Here is a 25,270-nt window from a genome sequence, read left to right on the forward strand (position 1 = left end):
GGCCCAGGGGGCTGATGGTGGGGGATCTCACACCGCGTCGGCTCACCCGGCCGGGCGCGCCTGCCGGGCGTGGGCGGGGCGGGCCTTCCATGCTGGGGGGCGACCTGCCCGCCGCCGATCAGGGAGCGCCCGTGCCGCCGACGCCATCGCCCGAGCCGTCGTCCGAGCCGTCGTCCGGGCCCGCCTCGGCGTCGCAGCCGTCGGCCGAACCGGAGCCCGAGCCATCCTCCGGGGCGGGGCCTGCCGCCGCTGAGGCGGCCGGGGCGTCGTTCGAGCTCGCGCGCAGGCCGGCGTCCGAGCCGGCGTCCGCGCGGAACCTGGGGCCGGTCCCGGCGCACGGCCGAGCGGGCGGACCGAACGGCTCGACCGCCGCCCAGCCGCCGGCACCGCCGCTGGAGATCGCCGTCTTCAGCGGCCCCGAGTCGGCCTTCTTCACCACCTCCACCCTGATCATGGGCGCCCGCGACGCCGTCCTGGTGGACGCGCAGCCCACCCGGAGCGCCGGCCGCGAGCTCGCCGAATGGATCGCCGGCAAGGGCCGCAACCTGGTGGCCGTGCTGATCACCCACCCGCACCCCGACCACTACTTCGGCGTCGAGGAGGTGCTGCGGCTCTTCCCGCAGGCCCATGTGCTCGCCGCCCCGCCCGTGGTCGGGGAGATCGCCACCAACGGCGAACGCCACCGCGCCGAGCTGCGGCCGATCTTCGGCGACGACGTTCCGGAGCACCCGCTGGTGCCGCGTCCGCTGCGCCCACTGCCGCTGATGATCGACCACCAGCTGATCCGGGTGCTGCTGCTGGGGCAGGCCGACTGCGCGCACTCCACCGTGGTGCACGTGCCGGGCTCGCGCACCGTGATCGCCGGCGACTTCGCCTTCAACGGCACCCACCTGCGGACCGCCGAGACCACCACCGAGCAGCGGGCCGCCTGGCAGGCCAACCTGGACCGGATCGCCGGCCTCGGCGCCGAGCGGGTGGTGGCCGGCCACCGGGCCCCGGAGCAGGACGACGACGCGGACCGGGTGCTCGACTTCACCCGCGGCTACCTGCGGGACTTCGACCGGCTGCTGGCCCACCACCCCGACGACCCGGAGGCGCTGATCACCGCGATGGGCGAGCGCTACGGGCGGCTCACCCTGCCGCTGTTCCTGACGGCGGGGGCGCAGGCCAACGCCGTGCCGCCTGGCTGAGCGCCACCGGGCCGCCCGCCGTGGGGCGGGGTGACCTGCGGCTCTCACCGTGCGGGGACGTGTCGTGGGGGCGGGACGATGCACGGGTTTCACCGTGCGGGGACGTGTCGTGGGGGCGGGACGATGCACGGGTTTCACCGTGCGGGGACCAGCCGCGTGAGCGAAACGACCCATGCCGCTCACACCCGGAGCATCGCGCCGTCGTCCGGATCGGGCAGCATGGTGCCCCATGGGACGCACGCTGGACGACTGGATGGCCGAGGCCGCCGCTGAGCTGGGCATCGAGCTGACGGCCGACATCAGGGAACTGCTCGACATGACCCGGGTGGTCGCGCACGGGGTGGAGCGCCCGGCCGCCCCGCTGACCGCCTTCCTGGTCGGCTACGCCGCGGCCGCCCGCGGGGGCGGCGTCGAAGCCGTCAGCGCGGCGGCGCAGCGGATGACCGCACTCGCCGAGCGGTGGGCGCAGGACGCCGCCTCCGACGGGTCCGCGGAGCAGCCGTGACCGCGACGGCGGCCCGCGGGATAGCCGTCGTCCCCTGGCCGCAGGCCCGCGACACCGCCCGGCAGGCCGGTGCCCGCGGGCTGCTGCCCGGTGCCGAGACCGAGCCGGCCGATGCCCTCGGCCAGGTGCTGGCCGAGCCGCTGACCGCGCTCACCGACCTGCCGGCCTTCGACACCTCCGCGATGGACGGCTGGGCGGTGGCCGGGCCGGGGCCGTGGCGGCTGGCCGGGCAGGTGCTGGCCGGCCGGACCCCGCCGCCGCTGGCCGACGGCTGGGCGACCGGGATCGCCACCGGCGCCCAGCTGCCGCCGGGCGCCACCGCGGTGCTGCGGCGTGAGGACGGCCGGGTGTCGGGCGGCCCCGCCCCGGCGGCCCGAACGCTGCGGGCCACCTCCGAGCCCGGTCCCGGCAAGGACGTCCGGCCGCGCGGCCAGGAGTGCCGCTTGGACGAGCAGCTGCTGCCGGCGGGCACCCTGGTGACCGCGGCGGTCCTGGGCCTGGCGGCTGCCTGCGGCCACGACCGGCTGACGGTCCGCCGGCGCCCCACGGTCGAGCTGCTGGTGCTCGGCGACGAGCTGCTGACGGCGGGGCTGCCCGGGCCCGGCCTGGTCCGCGACGCACTGGGCCCGATGCTCCAGCCATGGCTGGCCGCGGCCGGTGCCGAGCTGCTCGGCCGCCGCGCGGTGCGGGACGACTTCGGCCTGCTGCGGGACGCGCTGCGCCACTCGGCCGCCGAGGTGGTGATCACCACCGGCGGGACCGCCGCCGGGCCGGTGGACTTCCTGCACGCCGCGCTGGCCGAGAGCGGCGCCCGGCTGCTGGTGGACGGGGTCGCCGTCCGCCCCGGCCATCCGATGCTGCTCGCCGAGCTGCCGCCGGTCCGGCCCGGCGGCCCGGTCCGCCACCTTGTCGGGCTGCCCGGCAATCCGCTGGCCGCGGTGGCCGGCACGGTCACCCTGGCGCTGCCGCTGCTGCACGCGCTGGTCGGCCGCTCGGCCGCTGGCCGGTTCACCCGGACGTCCCAGGGGCTGCGCGGGCTGCCGGCCGATACCCGGCTGCTCCCGGTGCGGCTGACCGAGGACGGCCCGGTGCCGCTCGCCTTCGACGGCCCCGCGATGCTGCGCGGCCTGGCGCTGGCGGACGCGCTGGCCGTGCTGCCGCCCGGCGGGGTGGCGGCCGGGGGCAGGGTGGAGCTGCTGCCGGTGCCGAACTGACGGGCGCCGCAGGGTGGAGCTGCTGCCGATGTCGAACTGACGGGCGCTTCGACCCTGACTGCCGGTCAGCCAGGACGGCCGCGCGGTTCCCCCACCGGGCCCGCCCACTGCTCGAATGAACGCGCGATCCGCCCACCGGACCCGCATGCTGGAGGCATGACCAAGGCGGAGCCGGACCCGGGGGCCGTGCTGCCGGCTCGCGGGAGTCGGCAGCCGCTGCGCCAGGTCGGCCTGCGGGTGGCGGTGGCGCTGTCGGTGCCGGTGGTCACCACGGTGCTGGTCCGGGTGGACCGGGACGGCTACCACGACAGCGCGGACGGCACCCCGGACTTCCTGGACGCCGCCTACTACGCGACCGTCACCCTCTCCACCACCCACCGGATACGGCGACATCACCCCGGTCAGCCACGGGGCGCGGCTGATCAACATCCTGATCATCACCCCGCTGCGGGTGGTCTTCCTGATCATCTTGGTCGGCACCACCCTGGAGGTGCTGGCCGAGCGGACCCGCAAGCAGATGGGGGCACCTCCCGGCCTGTCGATGCTCAGTCCGAACGCCGGTTCGGTGATGGAGGCGCTGCTCACCTACGGCCGGGGCCTGAACGTGGTGGAACGCCCGGTGACCCGGGCCGAGTCCGGCGGCAGCCCGCGCAAATGCGACGACCTGGTGGTCGCGGTGGTGCGGGGACGGCGGATCCTGGACTTCGCCGACCCCGAGGCCGCGGTGCTGCAAGCCACCGACCGGGTGATCAGCATTCAGCGCGTTGCGCCGACCGAGTGACGGCCGGTCGGTTCCCGGGCTCGCTCACCCCACTGGCTCGCTCACTTCGCCAGCTCGGCGCGGACCGCGGCCGTGATCTGCTCGGCCCGGGCGGCGATCTCGTCCACCCGGGCCGTGTCCGCGAGCAGCGCGCCGCGGGTCCGCTCGTCCCGGATCCCGGTGAGATTGACTTCGACGTTCACCCGCGCGGTGGTTGCGGCGGCGCGGGCCGCCTCCGCGGCGGCGGCCACATCGGTGATCACATTGGGGTTGCCGATCGGCAGCAGCGCCTCGGCCAGCTCCACCGCGTCCAGCGCCACCGTGATCACCTCGGCCGGCGGCCGGGCGGCCCCGACCAGTGCCCGGGCGATCGCCGCCGACCGGGCCGCCCTGGCCTGCTCGGAGTCCTTGGGCAGCCGGTAGGCGTCGGCCACCGCGGTGAACGCGGCGGCATCCTGCTCGGCCAGCGTCAGCGCCCGCCCGCGCAGCGCGTCGGCCTCCCGGATGATCCGGTCCACCATGACCTGGTGGGCGGCGTACTTCTCCCCGGTGCTGTAGCGGGCCACCATGGCGAGCAGCGCCCCGGCCTGGGCTGCGTGCAGGGCGGCCGACGCGCCGCCACCGGGGGCGGGAACCCGGTCGGCCAGTCGGTCCAGGAAGTCACTGATCGTCTCGTCGCGCACGGCGGCTCTTCCGGTCGAAAGGATCGGTAGTCGCATCCTGCCACAGCTGACGCACCGTCAGTTCACTGACCGGGAGCGAGCGTCCGGCGTCCCTCTGGTGTCTGTCCGGCGTTCGTCCGGCGTCGCTTCGGAGTCCGACCGGCGTCGCTTCGGCGTCCGTCCGGCATCGGTTCGGCGATCGCGGGACCGGTGTCGCGACCGATGTGCGGTCGTGTGTGGTCGGCCACAGGGTGGCGCAGGCCCGATCGGCTGCACCGGCGAGTAGCTTCGAGCCATGTACGCAATCACGATTCCTGAGCCCGGTGGTCCCGACGCCCTCGTCTGGGCCGAGGTCGAGGACCCGGTCCCCGGTGAGGGCGAGGTCCTGGTCGAGGTCGCCGCCACCGCCGTCAACCGCGCCGACCTGATGCAGCGCCAGGGCTTCTACCCCCGCCGCCCGGTGCCGCCGAGTACCCCGGCCTGGAGTGCTCGGGTCGGATCGCGGCGCTGGGCCCCGGTGTCTCGGGCTGGGCGGTCGGCGACGAGGTCTGCGCACTGCTGGCCGGCGGCGGTTACGCGCAGCAGGTCGTCGTCCCGGTCGGGCAGCTGCTGCCGATCCCGCGCGGCCTGGGCCTGGTCGCCGCCGCCGCCCTGCCGGAGGTCGCCGCCACCGTGTGGTCGAACCTGTTCATGGTGGCGCACCTGCGTCCGAATGAGACGGTGCTGCTGCACGGTGGTGCGAGTGGGATCGGGACGATGGCGACGCAGTTGGCGAAGGCCGTCGGCGCCAAGGTGATCGTGACGGCCGGGAGCGCGAAGAAGCTGGCGCGCTGCAAGGAGTTGGGCGCGGACGTGCTGGTGAACTACCGGGAGCAGGACTTCGTGGCGGCGGTGGGGGAGGCCACCGACGGGCACGGGGTGGACGTGATCCTGGACATCATGGGGGCCAAGTACCTGCAGCGGAACGTGGATGCGCTGGCGATGGCGGGCCGGTTGGTGATCATCGGTCTGCAGGGCGGGCGGACCGGGGAGTTGGACCTGGGCAAGCTGCTGGCGAAGCGGGCGGCGGTGGTGGCGACATCGCTGCGGCCGCGTCCGCTGGTGGAGAAGGCGGCGATCGTGGCGGCGGTGCGGGAGCACGTGTGGCCGCTGGTGGAGTCGGGTGTGGTGAAGCCGATCATCGACCGGGTGCTGCCGCTGCAGGAGGCTGCCGAGGCGCACCGGGCGCTGGAGGCGGGCGAGCAGGTGGGGAAGATCGTGCTCCAGGCCTGAGCAAGAAAGGTCAGTGCGGCTGTCAGCCGGCCACCGGAAGCTCCTCGGTGGCCGGCGGGCTTGCTGGACCCGTTCGGTGAACATCCTGGCGAGGCGCTCAAGGAGCGGTACGTCGTATGAGCCGCCGATGTACCCCGGGCCTTCCTCGACGCTCAGCACGGTGGTGCCGACCAGGACGTCCGCGTCCACCTCGGTGTCGTCCTGCACCACCGCCATGGACCTTTCCCCGAGCGCTGTCATCGCCAGCACCGTCGGGGCAGCGGTCTGCCCAGGCGCATCGACCGACTGCTCGGCGACTCCGTATGACTGGCGTGCGAGATCAACCGAGGAGAAACCCAGGACGGTCGGCTGGTCATTCCCGAGGGTGTGCGTGGGTGTCGGTGGCTCACCCAACTGCCCGGCGGTGCCGGGCGGTGCTCAGAGTCTGCCGACGACCTTGCGGGGAGTGATGCGGACGACCAGCCGCTGGGCGTCGTCGGCGGCGGCCGGGTTGAACTCGGCGTAGTCCTTGCCGGTGTACTTGCGGGAGAGCTCGTCGATCAGCCCTGGACCGCCCTCGGTGGTCATGGCGGCCTCGCCACGGATCTCGGCGTAGGTGTAGGGCGCGTTCGGGGGTTGATCATGACGGTCACGCGCGGATCGCGCCTCAGGTTCTGCTCCTTGCGCCGCCCGACGACCGTGGAGAACAGCAGGTCGTCGCCATCGCGCTTGATCCATACGACCGACAGCTGGGGGCTGCCGTCGGGTTGGATGGTGGCCAGGGTCGCGAAGACCGGGTTGTCGTCGAGGTAGTGCTTGAGGTCGTCTGACAGCACGGTGTGCCCCTTCCATCGGCCCCAACTGTCGGATCCGGCCTGCTCACCCTAGGTGCTGCCGCTGGAGACGCGGTGCAGGCGCACTGGGCGCTGCGGGCGGGGGAGCAGCAGACGGGGAAGATCGTGCCCCGGGTCTTGGGTGTCTGTGCGAATTGAGAACACTTGTGCGGTGGAGTGATGGATGCCGAATTCGCCATTCCGCCACGATCTTGCTTAATTCCCCTTTAAGCTCGCCGTACGGCGGTTCTCCGCCATTTCTGTGAACTCCCCCCATGAGGTTGGGCGGTTGGCCCTCCCGAGCGATGAGAGCAGGGGATGACATCTACACATGACCAATCGGATGGCGGCGCGCGCGAGCCGCGTCGCCGGGCCGGGGCAGTCGGGCGCCGCACGGTGGGCGGCGTCGCGGCGATCCTGGTAGGGATCGGCAGTTGCTCGTTGGTGGGGGCGCCGACGGCGTACTCGCAGGCGGGGGACGGATCGGTGACGGTCCGGGTGATCCGGGCCGTGGACACCAGCGGGGTGTGGACGCCCGCGCTGGAGCCGGGCATCGCGGGCGTCACGGTGACCCTCACCGATGACGCCGGAACCAGCATCAACGCGGTCACGGCTGCCGACGGCACGGTGACGCTGGCGCCGGCCACGAGCAAGGCCACCGGCGGCAAGTACCGGGTGCAGGTGGTGAATCCGCAGCCCGGTGTGCTGTTCCCGGCCTTCGCCTCGCGTCAGGGACTGGACGGCGCGCCCACCCAGCTGAGCAGCAACGAGGAGTTCGTCGACCTCTCCGGCGGGAAGAAGGTGGCGTACACCACCGGCCTGTGGAGCCCGGGTGACTACTGCCAGAAGAACGCAACCCTGGTGACCACCTGTCAGCCCACCACGAACGAGGGTGGATCCCAGCGCACGCTGGTCTCCTTCCCGTACAGCGCGCGCGGCCAGGACGGCGTCGACGTCAACGTCACCGACATCGCCACCAAGGCCCAGACCGGGACCCTGTTCGGCATCGCGTGGAACAAGGCGGACAAGCGGATCTTCTCCTCGGCGATGGCCAAGCGCGGCACCGACTACGGTCCTGGCGGCGCCGGCGGGATCTACGTGACCGACCCCGTGCGGAACACGACCACGCTGTTCACCACCGTTCCGGATGCGGGGACGACGGTGCACGGACCGGGGACGGACGACGCCTTCCTCGATGTGGCGGGCAAGGAGAGCCTGGGCGGCATCAAGATCACCGACGACGGCACGAGCCTGTTCGTCGTCAACCTCAACAACCGCAAGCTCTACCGCTACGACGCCACCGCGGCGAACGCGACCGCGCCGAAGGCCGCCTACCCGATCCCGGATCCGGGCTGCCCGGCCGGCGGGGACTGGCGACCGTTCGGCCTGGGCATGCAGGACGACGTCGGCTACGTCGGCGGCGTGTGCTCCGGCCAGTCCACCGGCAAGGTCTCCGACCTGCGCGCGGTGGTCATGCCCTTCGACCTCGCCACCGGGGCGTTCGGCAAACCGGTGCTGGACCAGCCGCTGGACTACCCGCGGCAGTCGACCGTCGGTTCGGGCCCGTGCGACGGCGCGGGCTGGTTCCCGTGGACGAGCACCTACCCGACCACGCAGAACGGGAAGGCCTGCGGCAACTACACCATCGCCAACCCCGAACCGGAGTTGGGCGAGGTCGGCTTCGAGACCGACGGCTCGATGCTGCTGACCTTCCGCGACCGCTTCGCCGACCGCGGGCCGGGCGCCCCCGCGCCGGGCTCGGTCTCCAACGTCATGTCCGGCGGCGACCTGGACAAGGCCTGCCTGTCGAACGGCACGTACGTGATGGACACCGACAACGGCTGCGGGCTGTCACCCCGGGGCACCCGCTTCTTCGACACCGCCTGGGCCGAGGTGGGCCACCACAACACGGCGTTCGCCGGGATGGCGCTCTCCAAGGTCGAGAACACCATCGCGGTCTCCGGCTTCGACCCCGACCACACGCCGGTCGGCTACGGCACGTCGTTCCTCCAGCGGGCGGACGGCCGGCACGACCCGAAGTTCGGTCTGCGGCTGACTCCGAAGGGGACCAGCGCCCCCTTCGGCAAGGGCGCCTCGATGGGCGACCTGGAGGTGCTCTGCGACCAGGCCCCGCTGCAGATCGGCAACCGGGTCTGGTACGACCCCGAGCGCAAGGGCATCCAGAACCCGGGCCAGAAGCCGGTGGTGGGCGCGACCGTCCACCTGTACGACGGGTCGGGCAAGCTGGTCGGAACGACCACGACGACGGCGCGCGGTGAGTACTACTTCGACAACTCCGACGTCACCGGCGGGCTGAAGCCGAAGACCGACTACACCATCCGCCTCGACAACCCGGCCGACTACGCCAAGGGCGGTCCGCTCTACGAGTGGGTGCCGACCGACGCGGACGTCGGGACCAACCACTTCATCGACTCCAAGGGCATCGTTCCGCCCGGTGCGACGTACCCGGAACGGGCGCTGACCACCGGCGGGCCCGGCGAGGACAACCACACCTACGACTTCGGCTTCCGGCAGCAGGAGGGCGTGCTGCGGCTGGTCAAGCACGACCAGGACGGCAAGCCGCTGGCCGGGGCCGAGTTCCAGCTGTGGAAGGAGACGAACGGCACCGACGGCCTGCAGACCACCGGGTCCAAGCCCGACACCAAGGTCGGTGGCCCCTGCACGACCGGGGCCGACGGCGTCTGCCAGGGCAGCGGGACGGTGGGGACGTACTACTGGCAGGAGGTCAGCCCGCCTGCCGGGTACGCCGCACCGGCCGTGACGGTGTTCGGGCCGCTGGTGCTGAACGCCGACAACCTCGGTACCGGTGTCACGGTGACGGCGGTCAACCAGAAGCTCGTCACCCCGTCTCCCAGCCCGACCCCGACTCCGACGCCGACACGAAGCCCGTCCCCGTCCCCGACCCCGACGCCGGCCGCGCCGGGCCCGACGCCGCCCGCGCCCGGCCCCGGCTCCCCGCCCGGCTCGCACCTCGCGTTCACCGGCATGGGCGAGGTGGTTCCGCTGGCCCTGGTCGGCGGCGCCGTGTTCACCGCCGGCGGCGCGGCGCTGCTGGTGCTGATGCGCAGGCGCAGGGCACAGCACAGCTAGACCCCGAAAGGGGTGGCCGGCACCGGTGACCGGGGCCGGATCGGGCGGGTTCGCCGACCTGTGGTCGGTGAACCCGCCCGACTGCGTGACCGATCGACGGCGAGAGCGACAAGGCAGACCGAGGAGAGAAGGCGCCCGCATGGCTCGGAAGACCAAGACCGACGGCCGCACGCCTCGCCGGACCCGCTGGCTCAGAGCCCTGGTCGCGCTCGCGGTGTGCGGCGCCGCGGTGGGCGGCGTGGCCGCCTACCGGAGCCTGAGCGGCAGCAAGGGCGAGCGGCCGGTGACGATGGACGAGGCGTCGCGGCTGGCGCTGACCAGGCTGAACCTGTACCAGGCCAGCCCCGTGGCGGTGACCCTGACGGCCACCGAGGGCGGCGGCGTGGTGCTGCGGGTCAGCGGAGTGGTGGACTACCGGACCCACCGGGCCGTGGGGAGCTACCAGACCACCGGGACCGCCGGATCGTCCACTGCATCCGCCGCGCAGCTGGACCACGGCCTGATCGTCTGGGACGGCGACGGCCTCGGCCTGGCCCCCGCGCTGGACACCAGCCCGCCCTGGCAGCAGGCCGAGCACATCCCGCGCTCGGGCTGGTCCCCGCGCGCCTACACGACCGATCCCCTGGACGCCGGGCTCCAGTTGCTGATGGAGCTCGGCGCGGACCGGCCCGACAACCCGCTGCTGCTCGCCCAGTCCGGCGCCCGCTGGCTGGGCCGCGACCGGATCGACGGCCGCGACTACGACCGGATGGCCGGGCCGCGCGCCGAGGGCACCACGCCCGGTACCGGAGCCGATGGCGGGCGGTCGCCGCTGACCTACTGGGTCGACGGCAGCGGCGGACTGCGGCGGGTGACGATGCGGATGGCGGGCCTGGGAACACCGACCTCCCTGGAGTTCGCCGGGCACGACGGCAGCGCCGTGCTCCCCGAGGCGCCGTGGGCCACCGGCTGACCGCTGCGCGCCGATCGTCCAGTGCGGCCGTTGCTCAGTGCGGCTGCGGCTGCGGCTGCGGCACGGTGTCGGCGTCCGTCGGGAGCGGGTAGGCGTTCGGGTCGACGGCCCCCGGCAGACCGGTCGCCGGGCTGGCCTGGGCCGTCGGGTCCGGCATGGACGGCTGGGCTGGCGGTGCCGGCACCTGGCTGAACGGAACGCCGGGCGGAGCCTGCACCGGCGCGGTCTGGCCCATCGGCAGCGGGCTGCGGGCGCCGGTCCCGCAGCCCGCGAGGCCCTCCAAGCCGTCCGGCCGCTGGGTGGTGGGCTGGTTGCCGCCGAAGCAGTTGCTGGGGTCGGCCGCGGCCAGCACCAGGTCGACGCCGTTGCCGGTGACCCGGTTGCCCTCGACGCGGTTGTCGCTCGCCGGGTGCCCCGGCGGGTCGGTGACGACCACCCCGGCCGCCTGGTTGCCCCGGACCAGGTTGCGCTGGACGCGGTTCCCGGTGCCGCCGCCGATCCCGATGCCGATCCCGAAGCCCCCGTCCGCCTGCTCGGGCGTGTCGGCGGCGTTGTTGTCGGCGACCACGTTGCCCGCGATCACCGCGCCGTGCTGCGGGGCGAGGGCCTCCTGGTCGTTGGAGTTGACCGTGACGCCGACCCGGTTGCCCGCGACGCGGTTGCCCAGCACGGACAACCCGTCCGAGGCGTTGGTCAGTTCGATGCCGACCGCGTTGTGCTCCATGGTGTTGCCGCGCACGACGGTGTCGCAGGGCTTGCACTGGCCGACGTAGATGCCCGAGTCGGCCTGCCCGGAGGCGTAGGAGTCCTCGATCACGCCGCCGCGCGCGTCGAAGGCGTAGATGCCGTACAGGCCGTTGTCGTACGCCGTCACCCGGGTCGCCCGGAAGCCCTGGACGGCGGGGAAGCGGGCGGTGTCCAGCGGGTTGTAGGCGGAGCCGCCGGCGCCGCGCTGCTGCAGCCGCTCGTCGGTGACGCCGGTGAACAGCACGCCGTTGGCGAGGTAGCCGTGCACGGTGAGGTTCTCGACCACCGAGCCGGCGCCGGTCACGGTGATGCCGTTGACCAGGCGCACCCCGCCGTCGAAGACCACCGCGTTGCGGTCGGTGCCGCGGAGCACCACGCGGGGCTTGGTGAGCTGCACGCTCTCCCGGTAGGTGCCGGGGCCGATCAGCACCGTGTCGCCCTCGCGAGCGGTGGCCACCGCCTGCTGCACCGTGCGGAAGTCCTGCGGCACGCGCAGCACGGTCCCGGCCGGATGCCGCGCGTCGGCGGACGTCGAGCCCGACGAGGAGCAGCCGCAGGCTGCCATCGCCACCGAGGCGGCCAGCACCGCCAGGCGCGCCGCCGTTCCCCGGAACGCCGTCGGTCGAACTGCTGATCGGCTCAAATGGCGTTCAGGAGACAGCATTTGCATGACAGGAGTTCTATCGTCTCCAATGGCAGCATGCCCACCGAACCGGGAAATCCGCAGGATCCGGCCCGACCCGCCGCAACCGGTCTCGGTCGGCGAGGAGCCCTGTTCGCCGCCGGAGCGGTGCTCGCCGCAGGGGTCGGCGCGGCGGCCGACGAGCTGGCGAGGGGCGGCCGGACCCCCGGCCGCGCCGCCACCGGCGCCCCGCCGCCCGAGGCCGCGATCCCCTTCCACGGCTCCCGGCAGGCAGGTGTGACGGTGCCTCAGCAGCCGGCCACGCACCTGCTCGCCTTCGACCTCCCGCAGACCTCCGCCGCGGCCGACCGGCAGACCCTGCGCGGCGTCCTCGGCGCCCTGACCCGCACCCTCGCCACCGCGGCCTCCGACGCTCCGCCGGATCCGCGACTGCAGGGCGGCGGCACGACCCGGCTCAGCTCGCTGGTCGGCGTCGGCCCCGCCCTCGCCACCCGGCTCGGCCTCGACGTCCCCGCCGAACTGGCCGAGTTGCCGCCCTTCCCCGGCGACCGCCTCGACCCGGCGCGCGGTGGCGGCGACCTCCTGGTCCAGCTGTGCGCGGCCGACCGCTGGACCCTCACCGTCGCCGCCGAACTCGCCGGCACGGCCGCGCACACCGCCGGCGCCGCACCCCGCTGGAGCCAGTCCGGCTTCCTGCCCCGCACCGCCCCCGGCACCACCCCGCGCAACCTGTTCGGCTTCAAGGACGGCACCGCCAACCCGGACGACGCGGCGGCCGAGCAGTGGGTCTGGGGCCCGCCCGGGGCCCACCGGAACGGCACCGTCCTGGTCTACCGCAGGATCCGGATGGACGTCGCCGGCTTCGCGGCCCTGCCCGAGGACCAGCGTGACCGGGTGATCGGCCGCCGCGCCGGCGACGGTGTCCCGCTCACCGGCACCGCCGAGCACGACGACCCGGACATCTACGCCAAGAACCCCGACGGCTCCTACGTCATCCCCGCCACCGCCCACGTCCGTCTCACCAGCCCCCGCCTCGACGGCGGTGCCCGCATGCTCCGCCGCAGCTACAGCTACGACGACGGCCCGACCGACCGCGGCCTGCTCTTCTGCGCCTTCATGCGCGACCCGGCCCAGTTCACCCGCGTCCAGAACCGCCTGGCCGGCCGGGACGCCCTCATGCCGTTCCTCACGCACCAGGCCTCGGCCGTGGCCTACGTCCTGCCGGGCGCCGCACCCGGCGGGACGCTCGGCGACCGGCTCTGGACGTGATGGCGGCCCGGCTCTGGACGTGACGGCGGCCCAACTCGGGTTCAGCTCGGCTCAGTCGTGCATCAGGTGGTTGAGCTCGTTGTAGTCGAGCGCGCCGGCCAGGCTCGTGTAGGTGCCGGTGGTGGCCAGTTCGGTCGCCGCTCGGCGCACGACCGCGTAGGCCGCCTCGGCGACCCAGGAGCCGAGGCTGACCCTGGCCACGCCCAGCTTCGACAACTCGGCCACGGACGGTGCACCGGGGCCGACCAGGATGTTCACCGGGGCGGGGATGCCCTCGGTCAGGTCGGCGATCACGGCCGCGTCGACGGCGCCGGGCACGAAGACTCCGGTGGCGCCGGCGTCGAGGTAGGCGCGGGCGCGGTCCAGGGTCTCCTGGAGGCGGGTCTCCTCGGAGCCGACGGCGCGCAGGTAGGTGTCCACCCGGGCGTTGATGTAGAGCGGGACGCCCGCCTGGTCCGCCGCCGAACGCGCGGCGGCGATGCGCTCGCACTGCTCGGCGACGGGACGCAGCGGGGAACTGCCGCCCGCGTGGGCGTCCTCGATGTTGATCCCGACGGCACCGGCCGCGATGACCTGGGCGACGGTTTCCGCGACCTCGCTCGCGGTGGCGCCGAAGCCGCTCTCGATGTCGGCGGTGACCGGCACGGAGACGGTGTTCACCACCCGGCGGATCAGCGCGATCGCCTCGTCGCGGTCGAGCCGGTTGCCGTCCGCGGCCCCCAGGCCCCAGGCGACCCCCGCGCTGGTGGTGGCGATGGCCCGGGCGCCGGTGGCCTCGACGAGGCGGGCGCTGGCGGCGTCCCAGGCATTCGCCAACGCGAGCGGGGCGGCGGGGTCGTGGAGGGCGTGGAACAGCTGTGCGCTGTCGTGCTGTGCGGTCATGATCGCCATTAGAGCAGCGCGAATCGGCCGGACGCTGGCAGTTTTGCGACACGTACGGCGAGTGCTACCGCGCCAGGACCGCGGCCGGACGCAACCAGGCCTCCAGGGTGAGCAGTTCGGGGTAGCGCTCGCGGAGGGCGGTGAGGTCGGCGCGGTAGCCGTGCTCGTTCAACCAGTCGAACATGGTGGCCAGGTCCGGGGCCTGGGAGCGCAGTTCGTCGGTCGGCTGCCGGGTGAAGCGGGTCGGGATGCCGTCGGCTGCCGTGAAGACGTCGGCGATCTGACGCGGGGTCAGTTCGTCGCCGGCGATCTCCAGCCGCCGGCCGATGAACTCGGCGGGATGGGCGAAGGCGTCGGCGGCGATCCGGCCGATGTCGGCCAGGGCGATCATCTGCAGCGGGGTGTCGGCGTCCAGCGCGAGCGCAGCGGTGCGCTCGCCGTGCTCCGGCTGCGGCAGCAGATAGCGCCAGTTCTCCATGAAGAACACCGGCCGCAGCACCGTGGCGGGCACCCCGAGGGTGTCGAGGTGCGCCTCGATCGCCGCCTTGGTCTCGAAGTGCGGTACGCCGGAGAGCCGTTCGGCACCGCCGACCGAGCTGTACACCAGGTGCGCGACACCGGCGGCCCGGGCCGCGTCGGCGACATTGCGGCCCTGCTGGACCTCGCGATCGGGGTCGGGGTCGGTCAGGACGGCGGGCTGGACGCTGAAGACGCCGTGCGCGCCCTGGGCCGCCGCGCGCAGCGACCCCGGGTCGTCGAGGTCGCCGGTGGCCAACTCGGCGCCGAGTGCGACGAGTTCCCCGGCTCGCGGGCTGTCCGGGTCGCGGACCAGGGCGCGCACCGCCCAGCTGGTGTCCAGCAGTCGGCGGGCGACGGCGCCGCCCTGGCCGCCGGTGGCGCCGGTGACCAAGATGACCGGCTTCTTGTCCGACATTGCGAGTTCCTTTCAGCGACGGTTGAACAGCTTTGCGGGTGCGGGGAGTTGGCCCGCAACGATGGCGGCGAGCGAGATCACGAAGCCCACCAGCTGGAGCGCGCCGAGGGTCTGGCCGAGCACCACGGCGCCCAGGATCGCGGCGACCAGCGGCGAGATCAGCACCAGCACGGCCACCGAGCTGACCGGCAGGGTGGTGATGCCGCGGAACCACAGCACATAGGCGAGCAGGCCGCCGCCCAGGCTCAGCCAGAGGAAGCCCAGGGCGGCCCGCAGGGTGATCCCCGGCATCGCCCCCTCCACCAGGAAGGTGAGCGGCAGCAGGAACAGGCCCCCGGCGGTGAGCTGCCAGCCGGCGAAGGCGGTGGGGCTGGCCCCGGCAGGGCGTCCCCAGCGCTTGGTGAGCGTCACCCCGAGGGCCATCGAGGCCGCGTTGCCCAGGCCCGCCGCGATCCCCACGGGGTCGAGCGCCGCCTTCGGCCCGATCACCACCAGGCCGACGCCCAGCACGCCCGCCAGCCCCCAGGCGACCCGCCAGCCGGACAGCCGTTCGCGCAGGGCCGGCACCGCGAGCAGCGCGACGACGAGCGGCTGGACCGCCCCCAGCGTGGCGGCCACCCCGCCCGGCAGGCGCTCGGCGGCGACGAAGAGCAGCGGGAACGCCAGGCCGATGTTGAGCATGCCCAGCACCGCGGCCTTCCCCCACCAGGCGCCGCGCGGCAGCGTCCGGGTGACCAGCAGCGCGATCAGGCCGGCCGGCAGCGCCCGCATGAGTCCCGCGAGGAGCGGGTGCCCCGCCGGGAGGAGCTCGGTGGTGACGACGTAGGTGGTGCCGAAGATCACTGGGGTGATGGCGGTCAGGGCGGTGCGCCGCAGATTGCTGCGGGGAGCGTCGGGAACGCCGACGCCGCCGAGGGCTCGCTGTGCGGTTGGACTGGTCACGCCGTCAATCTGACGCTAGATCAATCCATGAGTCCAAGACAGGCTTTTCACTTCATCGATCTCGGATCACGATGGATCCATGGAGCTCCAGCAGATGCGCTACGTGATCGCCGTGGCCGAGACCAACAGCTTCACCAGGGCCGCCGAGCGGTGCCTGGTCGTCCAGTCCGCACTCAGCCATCAAATCGCGCGACTGGAACGGGAGTTGGGGGCCCGGCTGTTCGAGCGCACCAGCCGCCGGGTGCGGCTGACGCCGGCCGGCGCGGCGTTCCTCCCCGCCGCCCGCCAGTGCCTGGACGCCGCCGAGCGGGCGGCCGCCGAGGTCGCGGCAGCGGTGGGCGAGGTGCGCGGCCGGCTCGCGGTGGGCCTGATCCCCACCGTCGCCGCCGTCGACATCCCGGGCGCGCTGCGGGACTTCCGCCGGCGGTACCCGCAGGTGCGGGTCGGGCTGCGGGTGGGCGCCAGCGACGACCTGGTCGAGCAGGTCAAGGAGGGGGCCCTCGATGTGGCGTTCCTCGGGCTGCCCACCACGGCGCGGCTGACGGGCGTCGCCGCCCGTGAACTCGCCCGGGACCGGCTGGTCGCGGTGGTCGCCCCGGACCATCCGCTGGCCGGCGGGCCCTCGGTCAGCCTCGGCCGGCTCGCCACCGAGGACTTCGTCGACCTGCCGGCCGGGACCGCCGGTCGGATCCAGACCGACCAGGCCTTCGCGGCCGCCGGCCTCACCCGCGAGGTGGCCTTCGAGGTGACCACCGCGGACTTCATGGACCGGTTGGTCGGTCAGGGGCTCGGCATCGCCATGTTCCCCTCCGCCTCCGTGCACCGGCTCACCGGCGTCGCCGCCGTCGAGGTCACGGACGCGCCGGCCCGGGTCGAGTACGTCATCTGGAGCCCCGTCGGCCGCACCCCCGCGGCGGCCGCCTTCCTGGACCTCCTCGACCTGCCCGGGCCGGGTGGCAGCGCCGCTCACGCGGCTCGAGCGGCGCTCGGCACGCGGTAGTCGGGGAGGGCGATGTTGCCGGCCTTGGCGAACTGGGCGGCCAGGATGGAGCGCATCGGCCAGCGGGTCATGGAGCGCATCGAGGCGGCGCGCAGCCGGATGGCCAGGGCGCTGGACGGGGCGTAGCCCTTGGCGCCGCCGGGCGGGAGCTCCTGGGCCTGGTCGACGTAGGGGCGCATGATGCGGTCGTAGGCGCGGAAGGCGGCGTGGTGGTCGCCGGCGGCCGCGGCCAGCTCGCCGGCCAGCACATAGGCGCCGACCAGGGCCAGGCTGGTGCCCAGTCCGGTGAGCGGGGTGGCGCAGTACCCGGCGTCGCCGAGCAGCACGGTGCGGCCGCGCGACCAGGAGTCCAGGCGCACCTGGCCCATCGGGTCGAAGGTGAAGTCGGGCGCGGTGCGCATGGCGCGCAGCAGCGCCGGGACCTCCCAGCCGCCGACCCCGGCGAAGCGCTGGGCGAGCAGCTCGCGCTGGGCGTCGGTGTCCCTGCGGTCGTACGCGAGCGGCTCGGCGGTGCGGAAGCTGAGCGAGGCCTTGACCTCGCCGGGGAGCCGGCCGGGGCGGGCGGCGGCGACCAGGCCGCCAGGGGCGTTGAACATCTTGTACCAGCCGTCCAGTTGGAGCGGCTCGGTGGTGGTGAACCAGGCGTTGTAGAGGCTCAGCGGGCGGACCAGCTGCTGCTCCGGGCCGAAGGCCAGGCGGCGGACCACCGAGTGCAGGCCGTCGGCGCCGACCACCAGGGCGAAGCGGCGCGGGGCGGCCTTCTCGAAGGTGACGGTGACGCCGTGCTCGTCCTGCCGGAGGTCGGTGACGCTGTCGTCGAAGAGGTACTCCACGTCGTGGCGGGTGGCCTGGTACAGCACATCGGCCAGGTCGCCGCGCAGGATCTCGATCTCGGAGATGATGCCCTCGCCGCCGAAGGCGTCCTCCGGCACGGTGGCGGTGGTCCGGCCGGCGGCGTTGACCAGGGCGAGGCCGCGTTGCTCGACGGTCCGGGCCCTGACCTGCTCCATCAGGCCCATGCGGGTGACCACGGTGCGCCCCGCACCGCGCAGGTCCACGGTCTGGCCGCCCGGGCGCGGGGCCGGTGCGCGCTCGACCAGGGTCACGCTGAACCCGGCGCGGTGTAGCCAGTACGCAAGGGCCGGACCGGCGATGCCGCCGCCGGAGATGAGGATCTCGGTGTTCGTCATGGCAGTGAATGTACGCCGTATGCCTTGGGTAGTGCAATCCCTAGAATCCAGGTAAACAAGCGAAGTCGACGCCTAGTGCACTAGTTCGGAAGAGGTGCGGTAGAGAGCTTGCACACCCCTTCGGCCTGGTGGATTAGGGTGGTGGTGCACTGCTGGGTGCACTAGTGCGGAGGAGAGAGCATGGACGAGCCGGAGGAGCCGCGCTACCGCCGGATCGCAGCGGAGCTGCGAGGGCGCATCGAGTCGGGCGAGCTGGCGGTGGGCGACCGGGTGCCGTCGACCCGGGAGATCACCCGGCAGTGGGGGGTGGCGATGGCGACCGCCACCCGGGTGCTGACCGAGCTGCGGCAGACCGGCTTGGTGCGCGCGGTGCCGGGAGTGGGCACGGTGGTCGCGGCCAGGCCCAAGGAGCCGGCCCCGCAGGTGCCCGCCGGGCCGTCCCCGCGCCCCGCGCGGCGGGGTGCCCCGGAGGGTGCGCTGACTCCGGAGCGGATCATCGTCGCCGCCATCGCGATCGCCGACCAGGAGGGGCTCGCCGCGGCCTCGATGCGCCGGGTGGCGGCCGAGTTGGGGGTGGCGACCATGTCGCTCTACCGCCATGTCGCGGACAAGGAGGGCCTGTTGGCGCAGATGATGGACCAGGTCTTCAGAGAGCGGCCGCTGCCCGCCGACCCGCCACCGGGCTGGCGGGAGCGGCTCGAAATCCTCGCCCGGATGATGTGGGCGATGTTCCACCGCCACCCCTGGCTGGCGTCGGCCTTGTCGGTGACCCGGCCGCAGCCGGTCGCCGGTGCGATCCCCTACAGCGAGTGGGCGCTGGCCGCCCTGGCCGACCAGGGGCTCGACCTGGGCACGGCCTTCAGCGCCCACCTGATGCTCTTCAACCACATCCGGGGGACGGCGCTCAACGTCGAGGCGGAGCTGGAGGCACAGGCGCACAGCGGCATCGACAACGAGGAGTGGATGGACAGCCACGAGCCCGCGTTGCACGCGATCCTGGCCGGCGGGGACTTCCCGCTGATGACCCGACTCACCACCGAGGGCTATGACTTCCACCTGGACGCCCTCTTCGAGTTCGGCCTGCAGCGGCTCCTGGACGGCATCGCGGTGCTGATGGAGCGCTGAAACCAGGTGCGCCCCCGGCACCGGGGGCGGGAGACTCTCCCCCCGGCCTGCTGGGAGCGGAGAGGGAGGCGGACCGATGCACGTGGTGCTGTCGGGTGTGGTCGGATCGACGGCGTACGGGCTGGCGCGGCCGGGCTCGGACGTCGACCGGCTCGGGCTGTTCGCGGTGCCCACCGAAGAACTGCACGGCCTGCAAAGGCCGGTGGAGTCGGTGGTGAGCTCGGCGCCGGAGCCGGACCGGACCATGCACGAGGCGGCCAAGTGGTGCCGGCTGGCGCTGTCCGCGAACCCCACGGTGAGCGAACTGGTGTGGCTGCCGGACGAGTTGTACGAGGTGCGGACCCCGCTCGGGGAGGAACTGATCGCGCTGCGCGGGGCACTTCTGAGCGAGCGGGCGGTGCGCGGCTCGTATCTCGGCTACGCCGGGCAGCAGTTCCGCAAGCTGCTCACCCGGGGACCGGACGAACGGCCGCGGGCCGCCAAGCACGCCCGGCACCTGGTGCGGCTGCTGGAGCAGGGCGTCCGGCTGCACGAGACCGGGGAGTTGGTGGTGCGCCTCACCGAACCGGAGCAGGTGCGGGAGTCGGGCGAGCGGATCGCCGCCCGCCCGGAGCTGGCCGAGCCGCTGCTGGCCGAGGCCGAGCGGCGCCTCGACCGCCCCGGGGTGCTGCCGTCGGCGCCCGACGAGTCGCGGGTGGAGGCGTGGCTGCGCCGGGTGCGCCGGGCGTACTGGACGGCGTGACCGGCCGGCCGCGCGCCTGAGCACCGCCTGCACCCCGCCGGGACTGACTTTGCGCGCGGGCCGGCGGCCGTTCGGCATGCCCGGATCGCCCTCCCGTGTGACGCTGGAGCGGAGCTGTTCCGCCGCCGGGATCCCCGCGGATGCCGGCCGTTGGAAGGGACCGTCGTCCGTGGCCGCTTCGCCCCCGCCGCTCCACCGCTCCGCTCGCACCCTTCACCGCACCCCCCACCGCTCTCCGCGCCGCTCTCCCCGTCTCCGCCGGCTCGCCGCCGGGGTGACCCTCGCCGTCCCGCTGCTGCTCACCGCCGTGCTGCCGGTCGCCGCGCACGCCGATCCCAGCGATGGCAGTCGGCCCACCGAAGCGGCGTCCGCGCCGTCGCACCCCCAGCTGCGGCCGATACCCAGACCCGGCGAGACGCCCACCGGCTCCGGTGGCACCGGGTCGGACGGCGGCTCGACCGGGATTCCCGCCGCCCCGTCGAGCGGCGAGACCGGGGCTGCGCCCGGGGCCGGCGGCCAGGCGGGTCCGTCCGGCGCTCCCGGCTCCCCCACGGCGGTGCCACCCCGGACCCCCGCCCCCGGCCACACCTCGGCCCAGCAGAGCGGCCAACCCGGCAGCGGGCCGAGCGGCGCCGCGGCCGTCCCGTCCGGCGCCGGGCCGAGCTCCCCGCCGGACCTGCCCACCGCAACGGCCGTCCACCCGATGTCCCCCGCCCCGCCGGAGGCCGCCTCGGTCGACCCGGCCGATGACCAGAGCGACTCGGCCGACTCGGTCGGTTCGGCCGGCTCGGTCGATGCCGTCTCCCCGGCCGATGACCAGACCCTGGGCCAGGGCGCCGACGCCCTGGCGCTCGGCGACCAGTCGGTGGCGCGGACGCCGCCCGGCCCGGCCCAGGACCAGGGCACCGGCGACGCGCCGACGCCCGCCGGCGCCGCCACCGCCCCGCCGACCGCCGTCGGGCAGGCCGCCGCGGTGGCCCCGGCGGCGGCCGCGGTCCGGTTCACCGGCCCGATGGTGCTGGTACTACCGATGGGCGCGGGGCTGGTGCTGATCGGTCTGGGGCTCGCCTTGGTGGGGCTGCGACTGCGCCGCGGCTGAGCCCCTGAGCTGCGTCCGAGCGGGTCGGTCGGTTGACCCTGCTCAGCGCGGAAGCATATGAAGGAGGTATGACGAAGCCGCTGAACGAACGGCCGGAGCACGAGCCGTATCAGGGATCGACCGGATCGAACGGACGGTCCGAGGAGAACCCGCAGGTGCTGATCGTCGGACCGGACGGCATGGCGATCGGCGGTGCCACCGGTCGGCTGCACGACCGGTCCGGCGGCGAGGACGGCGAGCAGCGGGAGCTGCCGGTGACCGAGATGGTCGAGCAGCCGGCCAAGGTGATGCGGATCGGCAGCATGATCAAGCAGCTGCTCGAAGAGGTCCGGATGGCGCCGCTGGACGAGGCCAGCCGGGCCCGGCTGAAGGACATCCACGCCAGCTCGATCAAGGAGCTGGAGAAGGGCCTGGCCCCGGAGCTGGTCGAGGAGTTGGAGCGGCTGTCGCTGCCGTTCACCGAGGACAGCATCCCCACCGAGGCCGAGCTGCGGATCGCCCAGGCCCAGTTGGTCGGCTGGCTGGAGGGCCTGTTCCACGGCATCCAGACCGCGCTGTTCGCCCAGCAGATGGCGGCCCGCGCGCAGCTGGAGCAGATGCGCCGGGCGCTGCCGCCCGGTGTGCTGGGCGAGTCGGACGGCGACGACCAGGGTGAGGGGCGCGGCATTCGTTCGGGTCCGTACCTGTAGCACCGTCGGGCTGACCGGCCCTCAGCGCCGCGCCCCTGCGGGCTTCGCCGGGGCGCGGGGCCGATACCCTGGCGCCGGGTGTTCCCACACCCACGTCTCCAAGACCACCATTCACGGCGGTGGCCGACCGGTCGCGCCGAGGGGGAAGCAGAGGACCATGAGCGAGGACGGCATCGCCGGAGTGGACCAGCCGCAGCCGCAGCTTCACTCACTGGGCAACGGTCGGTACGTGCTGCAGCACCTGCTGGGGCAGGGCGGCATGGCCTCGGTCCATCTGGCCCACGACAACGTGCTCGGCCGTCCGGTGGCGATAAAGACGCTGCACACCGAGCTGGGCCGGGAGTCGTCGTTCCGCGAGCGGTTCCGCCGCGAGGCGCAGGCGGTGGCCCGGCTGCAGCACACCAACATCGTCACGGTCTACGACAGCGGCGAGGAGGTCACCCCGGACGGGGGGACCGTGCCGTACATCGTGATGGAGTACGTCGAGGGCCTGTCGCTGCGCGACGTGCTGAACCAGGCGATCGCCGAGCACGGCGCGATGCCCACCGAGCAGGCGCTGAAGATCACCGCCGCGGTGCTGGCCGCGCTGGACGTCTCGCACGACCAGGGGCTGGTGCACCGCGACATCAAGCCGGGCAACGTCATGGTGAACACCAAGGGCGTCGTCAAGGTGATGGACTTCGGCATCGCCCGGGCCATGCAGTCGGGCGTCACCTCGATGACCCAGACCGGCATGGTGGTCGGCACCCCGCAGTACCTGTCGCCCGAGCAGGCGCTGGGCAAGAGCGTGGACGCCCGCTCCGACCTGTACTCGGTCGGCTGCATGCTCTTCGAGCTGCTCACCGGCCAGTTGCCGTTCGACGGTGACTCGCCGTTCTCGATCGCCTACAAGCACGTGCAGGAGGAGCCGCCGGCGCCGTCCAGCCTGAACCGCGCGGTCACCCCGGCGGTGGACGCGCTGGTGGCCCGGGCGCTGCGCAAGGACCCGGCGCACCGGTTCCCGACCGCCGAGGCGATGCGCGAGGAGGTCGAGCGGGTCGCGGCCGGCGAGAAGGCGGGCGGCACCCCGCTGATGGCCACGCCGCTGGTGATCGGCGAGGGCCCGCGGGCCGCGCACTCCTCGGGGCTGAAGAACTTCGCGCCGGTGCCCGGGGACATCAACACCCCGACCCCGCAGGTGCAGCAGCCCTACCAGCCGCCGCAGGCCGGACCGTACGGGCCGCAGACCCCGCCGCCGGCCTTCCCGCCCCAGCCGCAGTTCCAGACCCCGCCCCCCGCCTTCGCCCCGCAGCCGTACCAGACGCCGCCGCCGGCCTTCTCGCAGCCGGTGCCGCCGCCGATGCCGGTGCCGGTGCAGGGCGGCGGCTTCGCGCCGGTGAAGGAGAGCAGCGGCAACGGCTGCTCGACGGCGCTGGTGGTGGTCGGTGTGATCATCGGTGTGATCGTCCTGTTCATCATCATCATCGCCATCGTGGTGACCAAGAGCGACAGTTCCAGCAGCAGCCTGCCGAGTCTGACCACGCACGTGGCGCAGTTGCTGCCGGACCGGGCGCAGCGCTAGTCGGCGCACGCCTCCGGCCGTCGCGCGCATTCGGGGTGCGGGGGCCGGAGGCGGTAGCGTTCTGGGAAGCGAATCGAAAGGGCGACCGCGACCAGAGCGTTCGACCCGGGGCGAGGAGTAATGGCACAGACGCAGCAGCCGGGCGACGGCGAAGGAGAGCCCGAGTCCTTCGCGGGTACCGGACCCGGCCGAGGCGATGACGCCGACGAGGCGGTCACCCGCGAGACTCCGATGCCAGGCGCCGCGGCGGAGGAGACCACGGCCGCCCGAGCGGCCGACCAGCCGGTCGGCGCGCCCTTCGGCGGCCCGGCCACCCCGGGGCGCGGCATGCCGACCCTGGGCACGCTGGGTGACGGCCGCTACCGGCTGACCCACCGCCTGGGCCGCGGCGGCATGGCCGAGGTGCTGGCCGCCCAGGACATCCGGCTCGGCCGCACGGTGGCGGTCAAGCTGCTCCGCGCCGAGCTGGCCCAGGACGAGGTGGCCCGGCTGCGGTTCACCCGTGAGGCGCACTCGGTCGCTTCGCTCAACCACCACTCGATCGTCGCGGTCTACGACACCGGCGAGGAGCTGGTGGACGGTGAGTCGACGCCGTACATCGTGATGGAGCTCGTCGAGGGCCGCACGGTGCGCGAGCTGCTGGTGGCCGAGGAGGCGCCGCCGGTCGACCAGGCGCTGATCATCATCGCCGGGGTGCTGGAGGCGCTGGACTACAGCCACCGGCACGGCATCGTGCACCGTGACATCAAGCCGGCCAACGTGATCATCACGACCACCGGCGCCGTCAAGGTGATGGACTTCGGCATCGCCCGGGCGCTGGCCGGTGAGGCCACCACCATGACCCAGACCGGCATGGTGATGGGCACCCCGCAGTACCTGTCGCCGGAGCAGGCGCTCGGCAAGCAGGTGGACCACCGCTCCGACCTGTACGCGGCCGGCTGCATGCTCTACGAGCTGCTGGCGCTGCGCCCGCCGTTCACCGGCGACACCCCGCTCTCCGTGGTCTACCAGCACGTCCAGGACGCGCCGGTGCCGCCGTCCCAGACCAACTCCCGGGTGCCGTGGCAGCTGGACGAGCTGGTGCTGCGCTCGCTCGCCAAGAACCCCGACGACCGCTTCCAGAGCGCGGGCGAGTTCCGCGCCCACCTGCAGCACGCGCTGCGCGAGATGCACGCCGCGTCGGGCGGCTACCCGACCACCGTGATGGGCGGCGGCACCCCCGCCGACGGCACCGCGGTCACCCAGCTGCTCGGCGGCGTCGGCGACCGCACCACGATGCTGCCCTACGGTTCGGCGGCCGGCGGCTACCAGACCGGCCCCTACCAGGGCGGCGGTGGCCCGGGCGGCGGCGGGCAGGGCGGCGGCTACGGCGGTGGCGGCGAGGACGACGGCTACGGCGGGGCCAGGCCGGGCGGCAACCGGCGCCGGCTGCTGGCCATCGCGGCCGGCGTGGTGCTGGTGCTGGCGGCCGCGATCGGCATCGTGGCGGCCTCCCAGGGCGGCGGCCCCACCAGCGGCACGACCGGCGGGACGTCGTCGGTGTCGCCGAGCACCTCGGCCTCGGACTCCCAGTCGCCGAGCGACGAGCCGACCAGCGACAGCCCGAGCCTGGCGCCCACCACGTCCGCGCCCACCCGCGGCCACACCCCGAGCACCCCGGCCACCGGCGGCGACGGGTACACCAACCAGCCGACCTCCAAGTCGAGCCACCCGAGCCAGTCGGCCTCGACGCCCACCGACACGGCCTCGGCCACCGACTCGTCCAGCCCGACCGGCGGCACCACGTCGAGCCCGACCGGCGGCGCCCCGTCGAGCCCGTCCTCGGGCGGTGGCACCAGCGCGCCGCCGAGCGTTCCGGTGTCGCCGCCCCACACCCTCACCCCGCCCACTGGGCAGTCCTCGCCGTAGTGAGCTGAGTAACGGCGAACACAGTGGGCGCCGACCGGCAGTCAGCCGGTCGGCGCCCACT

At 73.8% G+C, this 25,270-nt stretch carries 20 protein-coding genes and 3 pseudogenes; 15 read left to right on the plus strand and 8 right to left on the minus strand.

The features are described from left to right. Nucleotides 1–118: 118 nt before the first annotated feature. Nucleotides 119–454, minus strand: a complete 336-nt coding sequence (locus E6W39_RS21445) for a hypothetical protein (RefSeq protein ID WP_141634900.1) — start codon at nucleotides 452–454, stop codon at nucleotides 119–121. Between E6W39_RS21445 and E6W39_RS21450 the strand changes: the two genes are divergently transcribed. The 4 genes and pseudogenes from E6W39_RS21450 (at nucleotide 453) to E6W39_RS21465 (ending at nucleotide 3,690) form a co-directional block, all read left to right on the plus strand. Then, entirely contained in the window at nucleotides 453–1,190 is a 738-nt protein-coding gene (locus E6W39_RS21450) for an MBL fold metallo-hydrolase (protein WP_141634901.1), read from the plus strand. The genes E6W39_RS21445 and E6W39_RS21450 overlap by 2 nt on opposite strands. A gap of 229 nt (nucleotides 1,191–1,419) precedes the next feature. After that, the gene (locus tag E6W39_RS21455) at nucleotides 1,420–1,695 is read left to right on the plus strand and encodes a DUF6457 domain-containing protein (RefSeq protein WP_141634902.1); all 276 of its coding nucleotides are present in this window, start codon (nucleotides 1,420–1,422) and stop codon (nucleotides 1,693–1,695) included. Beyond that, nucleotides 1,692–2,909 carry a molybdopterin molybdotransferase MoeA gene (locus E6W39_RS21460; RefSeq protein ID WP_141634903.1) on the plus strand — a complete coding sequence of 406 codons (1,218 nt, stop codon included), beginning with the start codon at nucleotides 1,692–1,694 and terminating at the stop codon, nucleotides 2,907–2,909. Before E6W39_RS21455 ends, E6W39_RS21460 begins: the two co-directional genes overlap by 4 nt. Before the next feature lie 156 nt (nucleotides 2,910–3,065). Then, nucleotides 3,066–3,690, plus strand: a pseudogene (locus E6W39_RS21465) (potassium channel family protein). A gap of 41 nt (nucleotides 3,691–3,731) precedes the next feature. Here the strand turns inward: E6W39_RS21465 and E6W39_RS21470 are convergent. Then, the gene (locus E6W39_RS21470) at nucleotides 3,732–4,352 is read right to left on the minus strand and encodes a cyclodeaminase/cyclohydrolase family protein (protein WP_141634904.1); all 621 of its coding nucleotides are present in this window, start codon (nucleotides 4,350–4,352) and stop codon (nucleotides 3,732–3,734) included. 274 nt (nucleotides 4,353–4,626) lie between these two features. Between E6W39_RS21470 and E6W39_RS21475 the strand changes: the two are divergent. Beyond that, nucleotides 4,627–5,603 (plus strand): annotated as a pseudogene (locus E6W39_RS21475) (NAD(P)H-quinone oxidoreductase). A 417-nt stretch (nucleotides 5,604–6,020) separates the two neighbouring features. Here E6W39_RS21475 and E6W39_RS21480 read toward each other — a convergent pair. Further along, nucleotides 6,021–6,418 (minus strand): annotated as a pseudogene (locus tag E6W39_RS21480) (PPOX class F420-dependent oxidoreductase). Nucleotides 6,419–6,733: 315 nt separating this feature from the next. Between E6W39_RS21480 and E6W39_RS21485 the strand changes: the two are divergent. Both E6W39_RS21485 and E6W39_RS21490 read left to right on the plus strand, forming a co-directional pair. After that, nucleotides 6,734–9,526 (plus strand): SdrD B-like domain-containing protein, encoded by a 2,793-nt coding sequence (locus tag E6W39_RS21485; RefSeq protein WP_141634905.1) that lies wholly within the window; start codon nucleotides 6,734–6,736, stop codon nucleotides 9,524–9,526. A 139-nt stretch (nucleotides 9,527–9,665) separates the two neighbouring features. Next, a complete protein-coding gene (locus E6W39_RS21490; protein WP_141634906.1) occupies nucleotides 9,666–10,478 on the plus strand; it encodes a hypothetical protein in 813 nt (270 codons plus the stop codon). A 34-nt stretch (nucleotides 10,479–10,512) separates the two neighbouring features. On the opposite strand, the gene E6W39_RS21495 is transcribed toward E6W39_RS21490, so the two are convergent. Further along, complete coding sequence (locus tag E6W39_RS21495; protein WP_228718272.1) at nucleotides 10,513–11,868, minus strand: right-handed parallel beta-helix repeat-containing protein; 1,356 nt, start codon at nucleotides 11,866–11,868, stop codon at nucleotides 10,513–10,515. Between the two features lie 57 nt (nucleotides 11,869–11,925). Between E6W39_RS21495 and E6W39_RS21500 the strand changes: the two genes are divergently transcribed. Further along, a complete protein-coding gene (locus E6W39_RS21500; protein ID WP_141634907.1) occupies nucleotides 11,926–13,137 on the plus strand; it encodes a Dyp-type peroxidase in 1,212 nt (403 codons plus the stop codon). Nucleotides 13,138–13,188: 51 nt separating this feature from the next. Here the strand turns inward: E6W39_RS21500 and E6W39_RS21505 are convergent, their stop codons facing one another. The 3 genes from E6W39_RS21505 to E6W39_RS21515 form a co-directional block, all read right to left on the minus strand. Then, entirely contained in the window at nucleotides 13,189–14,019 is an 831-nt protein-coding gene (locus E6W39_RS21505) for an isocitrate lyase/PEP mutase family protein (RefSeq protein WP_141634908.1), read from the minus strand. A 64-nt stretch (nucleotides 14,020–14,083) separates the two neighbouring features. After that, the gene (locus E6W39_RS21510) at nucleotides 14,084–14,953 is read right to left on the minus strand and encodes an NmrA/HSCARG family protein (protein WP_141634909.1); all 870 of its coding nucleotides are present in this window, start codon (nucleotides 14,951–14,953) and stop codon (nucleotides 14,084–14,086) included. 12 nt (nucleotides 14,954–14,965) lie between these two features. Further along, nucleotides 14,966–15,829: an EamA family transporter gene (locus E6W39_RS21515; protein ID WP_220140373.1), complete on the minus strand. Its 864-nt coding sequence runs from the start codon at nucleotides 15,827–15,829 to the stop codon at nucleotides 14,966–14,968. Nucleotides 15,830–15,974: 145 nt separating this feature from the next. Here E6W39_RS21515 and E6W39_RS21520 point away from each other — a divergent pair, with 145 nt between their 5' ends. Then, entirely contained in the window at nucleotides 15,975–16,895 is a 921-nt protein-coding gene (locus tag E6W39_RS21520) for a LysR family transcriptional regulator (protein WP_141634911.1), read from the plus strand. Here E6W39_RS21520 and E6W39_RS21525 read toward each other — a convergent pair. Continuing rightward, nucleotides 16,862–18,085 carry an FAD-dependent monooxygenase gene (locus E6W39_RS21525; RefSeq protein ID WP_141634912.1) on the minus strand — a complete coding sequence of 408 codons (1,224 nt, stop codon included), beginning with the start codon at nucleotides 18,083–18,085 and terminating at the stop codon, nucleotides 16,862–16,864. The two genes, E6W39_RS21520 and E6W39_RS21525, sit on opposite strands and share 34 nt — an antisense overlap. Nucleotides 18,086–18,265: 180 nt before the next feature. Here E6W39_RS21525 and E6W39_RS21530 point away from each other — a divergent pair, with 180 nt between their 5' ends. The 6 genes from E6W39_RS21530 (at nucleotide 18,266) to E6W39_RS21555 (ending at nucleotide 25,209) form a co-directional block, all read left to right on the plus strand. After that, a complete protein-coding gene (locus tag E6W39_RS21530) occupies nucleotides 18,266–19,210 on the plus strand; it encodes a TetR/AcrR family transcriptional regulator (RefSeq protein ID WP_141634913.1) in 945 nt (314 codons plus the stop codon). A gap of 76 nt (nucleotides 19,211–19,286) precedes the next feature. Next, entirely contained in the window at nucleotides 19,287–19,952 is a 666-nt protein-coding gene (locus E6W39_RS21535; RefSeq protein ID WP_141634914.1) for a nucleotidyltransferase domain-containing protein, read from the plus strand. Nucleotides 19,953–20,121: 169 nt separating this feature from the next. Continuing rightward, on the plus strand, nucleotides 20,122–21,051 hold the full coding sequence (locus E6W39_RS21540; protein WP_141634915.1) for a hypothetical protein: 930 nt from the start codon (nucleotides 20,122–20,124) through the stop codon (nucleotides 21,049–21,051). 68 nt (nucleotides 21,052–21,119) lie between these two features. Further along, the gene (locus E6W39_RS21545) at nucleotides 21,120–21,740 is read left to right on the plus strand and encodes a bacterial proteasome activator family protein (RefSeq protein WP_101380728.1); all 621 of its coding nucleotides are present in this window, start codon (nucleotides 21,120–21,122) and stop codon (nucleotides 21,738–21,740) included. A gap of 157 nt (nucleotides 21,741–21,897) precedes the next feature. Beyond that, on the plus strand, nucleotides 21,898–23,301 hold the full coding sequence (locus tag E6W39_RS21550) for a protein kinase domain-containing protein (protein WP_141634916.1): 1,404 nt from the start codon (nucleotides 21,898–21,900) through the stop codon (nucleotides 23,299–23,301). A 327-nt stretch (nucleotides 23,302–23,628) separates the two neighbouring features. Continuing rightward, nucleotides 23,629–25,209 carry a protein kinase domain-containing protein gene (locus E6W39_RS21555; protein ID WP_141637875.1) on the plus strand — a complete coding sequence of 527 codons (1,581 nt, stop codon included), beginning with the start codon at nucleotides 23,629–23,631 and terminating at the stop codon, nucleotides 25,207–25,209. Nucleotides 25,210–25,270: the final 61 nt, after the last annotated feature.

The organism is Kitasatospora acidiphila, assembly GCF_006636205.1.
GTDB classification, from domain to species: domain Bacteria; phylum Actinomycetota; class Actinomycetes; order Streptomycetales; family Streptomycetaceae; genus Kitasatospora; species Kitasatospora acidiphila.

Coding starts and splice junctions, on each gene's coding strand:
- E6W39_RS21450 (WP_141634901.1), top strand. CDS start 453: ATGGGCGCCCGCGACGCCGTCCTGGTGGACGCGCAGCCCACCCGGAGC.
- E6W39_RS21445 (WP_141634900.1), bottom strand. CDS start 454: ATGATCAGGGTGGAGGTGGTGAAGAAGGCCGACTCGGGGCCGCTGAAG.
- E6W39_RS21455 (WP_141634902.1), top strand. CDS start 1,420: ATGGGACGCACGCTGGACGACTGGATGGCCGAGGCCGCCGCTGAGCTG.
- E6W39_RS21485 (WP_141634905.1), top strand. CDS start 6,734: ATGACATCTACACATGACCAATCGGATGGCGGCGCGCGCGAGCCGCGT.
- E6W39_RS21490 (WP_141634906.1), top strand. CDS start 9,666: ATGGCTCGGAAGACCAAGACCGACGGCCGCACGCCTCGCCGGACCCGC.
- E6W39_RS21500 (WP_141634907.1), top strand. CDS start 11,926: ATGCCCACCGAACCGGGAAATCCGCAGGATCCGGCCCGACCCGCCGCA.
- E6W39_RS21505 (WP_141634908.1), bottom strand. CDS start 14,019: ATGACCGCACAGCACGACAGCGCACAGCTGTTCCACGCCCTCCACGAC.
- E6W39_RS21510 (WP_141634909.1), bottom strand. CDS start 14,953: ATGTCGGACAAGAAGCCGGTCATCTTGGTCACCGGCGCCACCGGCGGC.
- E6W39_RS21520 (WP_141634911.1), top strand. CDS start 15,975: ATGGAGCTCCAGCAGATGCGCTACGTGATCGCCGTGGCCGAGACCAAC.
- E6W39_RS21525 (WP_141634912.1), bottom strand. CDS start 18,085: ATGACGAACACCGAGATCCTCATCTCCGGCGGCGGCATCGCCGGTCCG.
- E6W39_RS21530 (WP_141634913.1), top strand. CDS start 18,266: ATGGACGAGCCGGAGGAGCCGCGCTACCGCCGGATCGCAGCGGAGCTG.
- E6W39_RS21535 (WP_141634914.1), top strand. CDS start 19,287: ATGCACGTGGTGCTGTCGGGTGTGGTCGGATCGACGGCGTACGGGCTG.
- E6W39_RS21545 (WP_101380728.1), top strand. CDS start 21,120: ATGACGAAGCCGCTGAACGAACGGCCGGAGCACGAGCCGTATCAGGGA.
- E6W39_RS21550 (WP_141634916.1), top strand. CDS start 21,898: ATGAGCGAGGACGGCATCGCCGGAGTGGACCAGCCGCAGCCGCAGCTT.
- E6W39_RS21555 (WP_141637875.1), top strand. CDS start 23,629: ATGCCGACCCTGGGCACGCTGGGTGACGGCCGCTACCGGCTGACCCAC.